We start from the raw sequence: 691 nt of genomic DNA, 5'->3' as shown, positions 1-691 counted from the left end.
CCGGGGATGGTGAGCCCGCGGGGATTGCGGGGGCGGTGGAGTTTCGTACGGATGTGTTCGATGTGGGAAGTGTTGAGTTGTTGGTTGCCCGGTTGGAGCGGGTGTTGGTGGCGATGACGGTTGATCCGTTGCGGCGGTTGTCGTCGGTGGAGGTGGTGGATGCGGTCGAGCGTGCGCGGTTGGAGGTGATGGGTAATCGGGCGGTGTTGGCGCGTCCGGTTGCGGGGGTGTCGATTCCGGAGTTGTTCGCCGCGGCGGTGGGGCGTACGCCGGATGCGGTGGCGCTGAGTTGTGCCGGTGTGTCGATGACGTATCGGGAGTTGGATGAGGCGTCGAATCGGTTGGCGCACGTGTTGGTTGATCATGGTGCTGGTCGTGGTGAGTGTGTGGCGGTGTTGTTCGGGCGTTCGGTGCAGGCGATCGTGGCGATCGTGGGGGTGCTGAAGTCCGGTGCGGCGTATTTGCCGATTGATCCGGCGGTGCCCGATGGTCGGATCGAGTTCATGGTGGCCGATGCGCGTCCGGTGGTGGCGGTCAGTACGGCGGGGCTGGCCGGGCGGTTCGGCGGGTGTGGGCTGCGGGTGATCGAGGTGGCCGATGGTGTGCTGGGTGGGTGGCCGGGTACGGGGTTGCCGGTGCCCGATGCCCACGACATCGCGCACATCGTGTACACCTCGGGGACCACCGGTGT

At 66.3% G+C, this 691-nt stretch carries 1 protein-coding gene; it reads left to right on the top strand.

Annotated features, from left to right (window positions below):
* A partial coding sequence (locus OQ789_RS25690) for an AMP-binding protein (protein ID WP_324689222.1) occupies positions 1 to 691 on the top strand: 691 nt, incomplete at both ends.

The sequence above is a fragment of the Mycobacterium sp. 94-17 genome (assembly GCF_035617725.1).
Taxonomy (GTDB): domain Bacteria; phylum Actinomycetota; class Actinomycetes; order Mycobacteriales; family Mycobacteriaceae; genus Mycobacterium.
Note: the sequence above shows the minus strand (reverse complement) of the source record. Positions and strands in the feature narration are given on the sequence as shown.